The organism is Mycobacterium innocens, assembly GCF_900566055.1.
GTDB classification, from domain to species: Bacteria; Actinomycetota; Actinomycetes; order Mycobacteriales; family Mycobacteriaceae; genus Mycobacterium; species Mycobacterium innocens.
Genome location: NZ_UPHQ01000236.1, coordinates 1 through 8,579, shown reverse-complemented (window position 1 = coordinate 8,579; position 8,579 = coordinate 1). Strand labels below are relative to the sequence as shown.

The 8,579-nt window shown below is 65.4% G+C and carries 8 protein-coding genes and 1 riboswitch; of the genes, 2 read left to right on the top strand and 6 right to left on the bottom strand.

Annotated elements, in window-relative coordinates:
* The 4 genes from EET03_RS22530 to EET03_RS22515 form a co-directional block, all read right to left on the bottom strand.
* Nucleotides 1-586: transglycosylase family protein (locus EET03_RS22530; protein WP_122508830.1), on the bottom strand; the 586-nt coding region annotated here is incomplete at its 3' end.
* Between the two features lie 9 nt (nucleotides 587-595).
* Nucleotides 596-820: riboswitch (cyclic di-AMP (ydaO/yuaA leader) on the bottom strand.
* A 208-nt stretch (nucleotides 821-1,028) separates the two neighbouring features.
* Nucleotides 1,029-1,295 (bottom strand): MoaD/ThiS family protein, encoded by a 267-nt coding sequence (locus tag EET03_RS22525; RefSeq protein ID WP_075540768.1) that lies wholly within the window; start codon nucleotides 1,293-1,295, stop codon nucleotides 1,029-1,031.
* Between the two features lie 16 nt (nucleotides 1,296-1,311).
* The gene (gene moaA / locus EET03_RS22520; protein WP_075540767.1) at nucleotides 1,312-2,397 is read right to left on the bottom strand and encodes a GTP 3',8-cyclase MoaA; all 1,086 of its coding nucleotides are present in this window, start codon (nucleotides 2,395-2,397) and stop codon (nucleotides 1,312-1,314) included.
* Nucleotides 2,394-2,798, bottom strand: coding sequence for a YccF domain-containing protein (locus EET03_RS22515; RefSeq protein ID WP_063472418.1), 405 nt, complete (start codon nucleotides 2,796-2,798; stop codon nucleotides 2,394-2,396). Before EET03_RS22515 ends, moaA begins: the two co-directional genes overlap by 4 nt.
* A 163-nt stretch (nucleotides 2,799-2,961) precedes the next feature.
* On the opposite strand from EET03_RS22515, the gene EET03_RS22510 reads away from it, so the two are divergent.
* A complete protein-coding gene (locus EET03_RS22510) occupies nucleotides 2,962-3,366 on the top strand; it encodes a cold-shock protein (protein WP_063472417.1) in 405 nt (134 codons plus the stop codon).
* A 340-nt stretch (nucleotides 3,367-3,706) separates the two neighbouring features.
* A complete protein-coding gene (locus tag EET03_RS22505) occupies nucleotides 3,707-5,671 on the top strand; it encodes an acyl-CoA dehydrogenase family protein (RefSeq protein ID WP_075540766.1) in 1,965 nt (654 codons plus the stop codon).
* 15 nt (nucleotides 5,672-5,686) lie between these two features.
* Here the strand turns inward: EET03_RS22505 and EET03_RS22500 are convergent, their stop codons facing one another.
* Nucleotides 5,687-7,165 (bottom strand): amino acid permease, encoded by a 1,479-nt coding sequence (locus EET03_RS22500; RefSeq protein WP_082274388.1) that lies wholly within the window; start codon nucleotides 7,163-7,165, stop codon nucleotides 5,687-5,689.
* A gap of 4 nt (nucleotides 7,166-7,169) precedes the next feature.
* On the bottom strand, nucleotides 7,170-8,357 hold the full coding sequence (locus tag EET03_RS22495) for a PPE family protein (protein WP_075540821.1): 1,188 nt from the start codon (nucleotides 8,355-8,357) through the stop codon (nucleotides 7,170-7,172).
* Nucleotides 8,358-8,579: the final 222 nt, after the last annotated feature.

Genomic DNA, 8,579 nt, shown 5'->3' with positions numbered 1-8,579 from the left:
GGTCGGCCGGTGCCGGTGCCAGGTCGGCCGGTGCCGGCGGCTCGGCAGGAGCCTGAGGAGCTGGCAGTTCGTTACCGGCGAACTGCACCTGAGGGGCCGGGTCGGCCGGCTGCGCGACGTCCGCGGGGGGTGGGGCGTCGGCCAGCGGGGCCGGTTCGCCATTGACCTCCGGGGCGTCCAGCGGCCCGTTCAACGCAGCCGGAGCAGAAGCTTGGCGGGGCGTCGGTGCGGATAGTCCGTGACCACATACCGGCCAGGCGCCACGACCCTGGGTCGCCAGCACCCGCTCGGCGACCGCGATCTGCTGTTCCCGGGTGGCCAGTTGGGCCGACGGGGCGAACTCGCCGCCGCCATGGGAGGCCCAGGTGCCTGGGGTGAACTGCACGCCGCCGTAGTAGCCGTTGCCGGTGTTGATCGCCCAGTTGCCGCCGGACTCGCAACGGGCTACCTGATCCCATTCCCAGTCGGTGGCCGCGCTCGCTTGGCAGGCCATGGCGATGCCGCCGCCGCCGAGCACCGCGCCGGTAAAGGCGACCTTGGCGACGCTGACGCTTGATGTGGTGGGCTTACGGTGACGTCCACTCATACGCTCGGTTATTCCTCTCTGTACACGCCTACGAGGTCAGCTGTCGGGTTCGGGTTGGTTTCAAAAAACCAGAGAGGCCACCCGGCCAGCGTCGTACTCCGGTGAGACGACGTCGGCTTCACCCCAAGGGCCGTGAACGGCCCCGGTCCGATCTCGGCGGACCCGGTGGGTCCCCCGCCTCCATCCGCGGTCGGAACCCCTCACCTACTGGATGGAGCTCGGCGCGTGGTAGGCAGGGCGGGCAAGTCAGTGATTCGTTGACGAGCCTGCGGAGACGGTAGCGGTTTCAGCCAATCTCGTCACGTGTGAGATGGACCGGCGTTTTGCTCACAGACGCCGGCCAAAACCCCAGGAAGCGCGGCTATTTGCGCAGGTCATAACACTCGACACCGCACCGTGTCCGGCTTGTTATCGTTCCGTTACGTGATAAATCTCACAGTGATCAGCCGCCCGCAAACGGGGGGAGTACATCAAGCGTGTTGCCGGCGGATAACGGTGTGGCGTCGTCTCGGACGGCAATACCGTCGCGCAGATAGGAGCATCGGCCCAACACCGTTGCCAGCCGAGCGTTACGTGCGGCCAGGCCGTCGACCAATTCGGCCACCGTGGCGCCGGGCCGCAACGTGACAGTTTCCGACTCGATACCGGCGGCCGCCCGCGCCGCCGCGAAGTAGCGGACGGTCACGTGAATCCCGGTGGCATCTGCCATCGAGTCAGCCGTCGGGTCAGCCACCGATGGCGCTCATCGGACGGTCGGGCTGCACGAAATCCGGATCGTTGATGCCGTGGCCGGCCGGTTTGCGCCACATCGCGGCGCGCCATGCCCGCTCGATCGCGTCGTCGTCAGCGCCGCTGCGCAGCAGGCCGCGCAAGTCGGTCTCCTCGCTGGAGAACAGGCAGCTGCGGATTTGGCCGTCGGCGGTAAGCCGGGTGCGGTCACAAGTCGAGCAGAAGGCGTGCGAGACCGAGGCGATGACCCCGAACTTGCCGGCCGGCGTGTCGGTGCCCGAGTCGGCCAGCCAGAGCTCGGCCGGCGCCGAACCTCGCGGGGTCGGGTCGGGCCGCAGCCGGAAATGCGGGCGCAGCGCTGCCAGCACATCGTCGGCGCTCAGCGCGGCGTTGCGGCGCCATTGGTGCCCCGCGTCGAGTGGCATCTGCTCGATGACTCGCAACTGGTAGCCCTGTTCCAGGCAGTAGCTCAGCAGCTTGACGACATCCTTGCGGCCAGTCGCGGGGTCGAGCACGGCGTTCACCTTGACCGGGGTCAGGCCGGCGCTCTTGGCGGCGGCCAGGCCCTCCAGCACGTCGGTGAGCCGGTCCCGACGGGTGATGGCCGCGAAGTGCGCGCGATCCACGCTGTCGAGCGAGACGTTCACCCGGTCCAGGCCGGCCTCGGCCAAAGCGGCTGCCCGCCGTGCCAGCCCGACGCCGTTGGTGGTCAACGAGATCTCCGGACGAGGCCGCAGGCCGGCCGTTACGGCGACGACCTCTTCCAGGTGACGGGCCAACAGCGGCTCGCCGCCGGTAAACCGCACGCTGGTGACGCCGAGCCGGGTGACGGCGAGACGGATCAGCCTGCCCAGCTCCTCAGGTCGCAGCAATTGCTCCCCGGGCAGCCAGTCCAGGCCCTGCGCCGGCATGCAATAGTTGCACCGCAGATTGCAGCGGTCGGTCAACGAAACCCGTAGGTCGGTTGCGACCCGGCCAAAGCTGTCCAGCAAAGGGCCTTCCACAGGGGCGGTGTCCGGCGGGGCCGCTGGCTCCGGCAACCGGCCACGTACCGTCGGAACGCCCAGCGCCGTCACCGTCATGCGGTCACGCGTTCGATTCGAGCCGGCGCACCGACGGGAACGATCTCTTTGCCCAACGGCACCAACGACACCGGGATCAGTTTGAGATTGGCCAGGGCCAGCGGAATGCCGATGATCGTGGCTGCCATCGCCACCGCGCTGACCAAATGCCCGATTGCCAGCCAGATGCCGAACAGCAGCACCCAGATGACGTTGCCGAGCAGGGCGCCGGTCCCGGCGCTCGGCTTGTCGACGATCGTCCTGCCGAACGGCCACAACGCGTACGACGCGATGCGCAGGGCCGCGAAACCGAACGGGATGGTGACGATCAACAAGAAACAGACCAATGCCGCGACCAGGTATCCGATGGCCAGCCACAGGCCACCGAACACCAGCCAGATAACGTTCAGGATCAGGCGCATATCTCCTCCAACGGTAATCCCAGCCTACTCAGTACGCGGTAAACACGGATGCTCGGCGGGCGACGATCCGAGTAGGATCTGAGATCGTCATCGCGTCCTGTGCAGGCGGGGCGCGTCTTGGTGTGGAAAACCCAGGGATCCGTCAGACAAGCAGGTGAGAGCAGTGCCGACCGGCAAAGTGAAGTGGTACGACTCCGAAAAGGGGTTCGGCTTCCTGTCGCAGGAGGACGGCGAGGACGTCTATGTCCGTTCCTCGGCGTTGCCGGCGGGCGTCGAGGGACTCAAAGCGGGGCAACGCGTGGAGTTCGGTATCGCATCCGGGCGGCGCGGACCGCAGGCGCTGAGCCTCAAGCTGATCGACCCGCCACCGAGCCTTTCCCGCACCCGGCGGGAGGTGGTCGAGCACAAGCACAGTCCCGATGAACTGCACGGCATGGTCGAGGACATGATCACCTTGCTGGAGAGCGCGGTGCAGCCCGAGTTGCGCAAGGGCCGCTACCCCGATCGCAAGACGGCTCGGCGGGTCTCCGAGGTGGTCAAGGCCGTGGCGCGGGAGTTGGACGCCTAGCCGCGCCGGCTGCGGATGTTGCCGGCGCAGCCGTTCCTGTCGGATCGGTGGCCTGCCACGACACAGCGCCGCCGGGTAAGCGGCCTTGCAGCGACACCAACTCGGTGGGATCGCCGGCCAGGCTTATCCGGCAATGCTTTTCGTGTGTAACAGCGGGCCGCGCCGGGCGGCGCGGTGTTTCTGCGCCCGTCCCGCTCGGAGTAGCAGGCGCGGGCTGCGCTGGGCGATCGCACAGTTTTTGCCGAGGCCGGTAAGGGTCATTCGGGCCGTCTCTCGTCGTACTATCGGGCAGGAACCGGGTAATCAACCCCCATGTCGGTTCATCAGCGAGGAGGCCGCGATGGCGCAGCAAGTGCAAGTCACCGAACAGCAGGCGAGAGCGCTTGCCGAAGAATCGCGCGAAAGTGGTTGGGAAAAACCATCTTTCGCCAAAGAAATTTTTCTTGGCCGCTTCCCGCTCGAACTCATCCACCCGTTTCCGAAACCGTCGGAAGCCGAGGAGGCTCGCATCGAGGCGTTCCTGGGCAAGTTGCGGGAATTCCTCACCGCCGTCGACGGCAGCGTGATCGAGCGTGATGCCCAGATTCCCGACGAATACGTCAATGGCTTGGCCGAACTGGGTTGCTTCGGCATGAAAATACCGGCCGAATATGGCGGATTGAACATGTCGCAAGTCGCCTATAACCGCGCGCTGATGATGGCCTCCACGGTTCATCCGAGCCTGGGCGCACTGCTGTCGGCCCATCAGTCGATCGGGGTGCCTGAGCCGCTGAAACTTGCCGGAACCCCGGAGCAGAAGCGGAAGTTCTTGCCGCGCTGTGCTGCTGGCGCCCTGTCTGCCTTCCTGCTGACCGAGCCCGACGTGGGCTCGGACCCGGCGCGCCTGGCCGCGACGGCCACACCGGTCGAAGACGGCAAGGCTTACGAACTTGAGGGCCTCAAACTGTGGACCACCAACGGCGTGGTCGCCGAACTGCTGGTCGTCATGGCGCGGGTCCCGAAGAGCGAGGGGCATCGGGGCGGCATCAGCGCGTTCGTCGTCGAGGCCGACTCACCCGGGATCACCGTGGAGCGGCGCAACAAGTTCATGGGACTGCGCGGTATCGAGAACGGCGTCACCAGGCTGCACCGCGTGCGGGTTCCCGCCGAAAACCTGATCGGTCGGGAGGGGGACGGACTGAAGATCGCGCTGACCACACTGAACGCCGGACGGCTGGCGATACCGGCGATGGTGACCGGATCGTGCAAATGGTCGCTGAAGATAGCGCGTGAATGGTCTCGTGAGCGGGTGCAGTGGGGCAAACCGGTAGGCAAACACGAAGCGGTGGCCGGAAAGATCGCGTTCATCGCCGCCACCACCTACGCGCTGGACGCGGTGGTCGAGCTGTCCGGTCAGATGGCCGACGAGGGCCGCAACGACATCCGGATCGAGGCGGCGCTGGCCAAACTGTGGTCCAGTGAGATGACCTGTCGGATTGCCGACGAGCTGTTGCAGATCCGGGGCGGGCGAGGGTACGAGACCGCCGAGTCGCTGGCCGCGCGAGGTGAGCGTGCGGCACCGGTGGAGCAGTCGCTGCGGGACATGCGGATCAACCGCATCTTCGAGGGATCCAGTGAGATCATGCGGCTGCTCATCGCCCGGGAGGCAGTGGATGCGCACCTGACAGCTGCCGGTGATCTCGCCAAGCCCGAGACCGATCTGCGCCAGAAGGCCGCAGCGGCGGTCGGCGCCAGCGGTTTCTACGCAAAGTGGTTGCCGCAGCTCGTATTCGGCGAAGGGCAACGACCCACGGCATATCAGGAATTCGGCCCGTTGGCATCGCATCTGCGATTCGTCGAACGCTCCACGCGCAAGCTGGCCCGCAACACGTTCTACGGCATGGCGCGCTGGCAGGCCAGGCTGGAGCAGAAGCAAGGGTTCCTCGGGCGCATCGTCGATATCGGTGCAGAGCTGTTCGCCATGTCCGCGGCATGCGTTCGGGCCGAGGCGCAGCGGGTTGCTGATCCGGTCGTCGGTCATCAGGCGTATGAGCTGGCCGAAATCTTCTGTGAGCAAGCGACCCTTCGCGTCGAGGCGCTGTTCCACGCGTTGTGGGCCAACACCGACAGCAGCGACGTTCGCCTGACCAACGATGTGCTGGACGGCCGCTACACCTGGCTGGAGGAGGGGATCATCGATCAGTCGGAGGGCACCGGACCGTGGATCGCGCCCTGGGAACCGGGCCCGTCCACCGAAACCGATGTGGCGCGGCGAATTTCGGCGGTGTCCTTGCCCGGGCCGGTCGGACGAACGCAAAGCGCGTGAGTCCCGCCGAGAAGCTCAGCATCGAATTGGCTCAAGCTTGGCTTGAAATCGGCGATATCGTTCGGCGCGGCCCGGCCGGCGGCGGACGACCAGCCAACCGACCGCTAGGAGTATGAGCCACAACGGAAACCACGCCAATGCGACCAATGTCTCGGTATTTATGGTGAGCGTCCAGATCACGAATGCGAAGAAGGCGAGTACGGCCCAACACATCGTTACGCCACCGGGCATCTGGTAGTTCGAGGCCGCATGGCGCTGTGGGTGTCGGCGGCGATAGGCAAGGTAGCTGAGGATGATCATTGCCCAGACGAACATGAACAGCAACGACGAGATGGTCGTGATGAGGGTAAAGGCGCTGATCACCGAACCGCCCGCATAAAGCAGCGGGATGGCGGTGAGCAGTAACACGGCGGTCAGCAGCAGTGCCGGCGCCGGTACGCCGCCGCGATTCAGTTTCCCGAAAATTGCTGGGGCGCTGCCTTCGTCGGCCAGTCCGAACAGCATTCTTCCGGTAGAAAACACCCCGGAGTTCGCTGCGGAGGTGGCTGAGGTGGCGACGACGAAGTTGACCACAGATGCCGCTGCGGCAACTCCGGCCAGGGAGAACATCATCACGAAGGGTGACTGGCCGCGGTTGAACTGCCGCCATGGAACGACCGTCAGGATTGCCAGCAGTGCGCCGATGTAGAAGATCGCTACGCGCACCGGCACGGCATCGATCGCGCGGGGCAGGGTGCGTGTCGGGTCGGCCGTCTCGGCGGCGGCGGCGCCGACGAGTTCCACACCGATGTAGGCAAAGAACGCGATCTGGAAGCCACTGACCAGACCCATGAAGCCGGTGGCGAAGAACCCGCCGTCGTTCCAGAGGTTGGCAATCCCGGCCCGGGCGCCGTGCGGAGAAACGTAATGTGTGGCTCCCATGATCACGGCGACGACAATCAGGCAGCCGATCGCTGCGAGCTTGATCAACGCGAACCAGAACTCGATCTCCCCGAAGTTGCTGATGCTGAACAAGTTGCAGCCCAAGATCAGTGAGACCGTGATGACAACCGGTAGCCAGGCCGGTATGTCGGGCCACCAGAACTTCGAGTATCCGGTTATCGCCACCAGGTCGGCGATGCCGGTGACGATCCATGCGAACCAGTACGACCAACCCATGAAGAATCCCGCCGCCGGCCCTAACAGATCGGCCGCGCAATCGACAAACGACTTGTAGTTCAAGTTGGAAAGAAGCAATTCTCCCATCGCCCGCAGCACGAAAAAAACGAAGAACCCGATGATCCCGTAGACGACCACAACCGCCGGACCAGCCAACGAGATTGTTCGCCCGGACCCCATGAACAAGCCGGTGCCGATGGCGCCGCCGATCGCGATCAACTGAATATGCCGGTTGGCAAGACCTCGATGCAGCCGTGCGACATCGGTTGTGGCGTCGGCATCGGCAACCTGGGCGACGACCGGTGAAGTCTTCGGCACAGCCGTGTTTTTCGTCATTCCGTTAACCCGCAAACGGTGGTCGCACCATCACTTTGGGACGAAAACCATATCGGGGAGCGCTGCCTGCCGCGTTGACTCCGGGGCCGGCCAGCGGCATGCCGCCCAGCATGTTGCTGCTTTCCGAAGCGGCCTCCGGCAAGGCGATATTGCTGACCAAGGGCGCGGACACCGAACCTACCGACGGAGCCGGTACCGGGCCGGTCGCCGACCAACTTGGCGGTACCGATAACTTGCCGACGGCCGGCGCATTACCCATACCCGCGGCTATCGGTGCACCGCGGCCCAGCGTTCCCGCAGCATCGGCCGCGGCGCCGCCCGCGGAAGCCGCCGCCGCGCCGACCTCCGGGCCGATCGCTCCGACGGCTCGTGCCGTCGATGCAAGGCTGTTGGTGATGCCGATCCCGAAATAGGGCAGGCCCGTGACGTTGTACCAGGTACCGGTCAACGGGGAAATCAGGTTCAGGAAATCCTCTAACCACACCACCCATGACGGTGGTGTCGGGGCCGCTCCGGCGGAAGCCAACAGGGACGAGAGAGGCGTGGCCAGATCAAGTAAGGCGTTGGGCGCCTGAGAAACCAGCTTTGACAGCAGGTTCTGTGTCGTTCCGGCAGCGGTGCCGGCGGCATTCGCGACGGCGGCGCCTTGCAAGGCCGAGGCGGACGGGCTGGTGGTTTGCGTCGGCGACGTGAACGGCGTGAGGCGGGTGGCATTCGCTGAAGCGGCGGCATACACATACATGGCCGTCGCATCCTTAGTCCACATGTCGCCGTAATCCGCATCGAGAAGCGCGATCCGCGCGGTGTTTTGGCCAAAGACGTTGGTCGAGGCCAGCAATGCCACCCGGGCGCGATTGGCCGCAACCAGTGGTGGGGGAACGACTGCCGCTACCGCAGCCTCGTAGGCGGCGACCACCATGCGCGCCTGGGTGGCTGTTTGCTCAGCCTGCGCTGCAGTGGCTCTCATCCACGCCACGTACGGTTGGACCGCACCGGCCATGGACGTCGCCGCCGGGCCGATCCAGACCTCACTCTGCAGTCTGGTCACTACGGTCTCGTAATCATCTGCGGTAGAGGTCAATTCGGCAGCCAATCCGCTCCATGCCGACGCAGCGGCCAACATCGGCGCCGACCCCGGGCCGGAATACATTCGGATTGAGGTGACCTCCGGCGGTAGAACGCCAAAATCAATCATTGCTCTGAACCCCTTACGTCATTTCCGTCGCTGTTATGTGTGAACCACCTTCTGGCCCAGGCGCCCTCGGCGGTGACTCGCTCATGGCGCCGTGTCGCTTGCCAGGGTGATGGGACCACCTGATTGCCAGGGGGATGGGACCACCGTGGCGCGTTATTGAGGATGCTCGTGTTTGGTGTTGGGGTCAACTTGGTCGCGCTGAGGCCGGGCGCGTTGGCG

Coding starts and splice junctions, on each gene's coding strand:
- EET03_RS22515 (WP_063472418.1), bottom strand. CDS start 2,798: ATGCGCCTGATCCTGAACGTTATCTGGCTGGTGTTCGGTGGCCTGTGG.
- EET03_RS22505 (WP_075540766.1), top strand. CDS start 3,707: ATGGCGCAGCAAGTGCAAGTCACCGAACAGCAGGCGAGAGCGCTTGCC.
- EET03_RS22525 (WP_075540768.1), bottom strand. CDS start 1,295: ATGGCAGATGCCACCGGGATTCACGTGACCGTCCGCTACTTCGCGGCG.
- moaA (WP_075540767.1), bottom strand. CDS start 2,397: ATGACGGTGACGGCGCTGGGCGTTCCGACGGTACGTGGCCGGTTGCCG.
- EET03_RS22500 (WP_082274388.1), bottom strand. CDS start 7,165: ATGACGAAAAACACGGCTGTGCCGAAGACTTCACCGGTCGTCGCCCAG.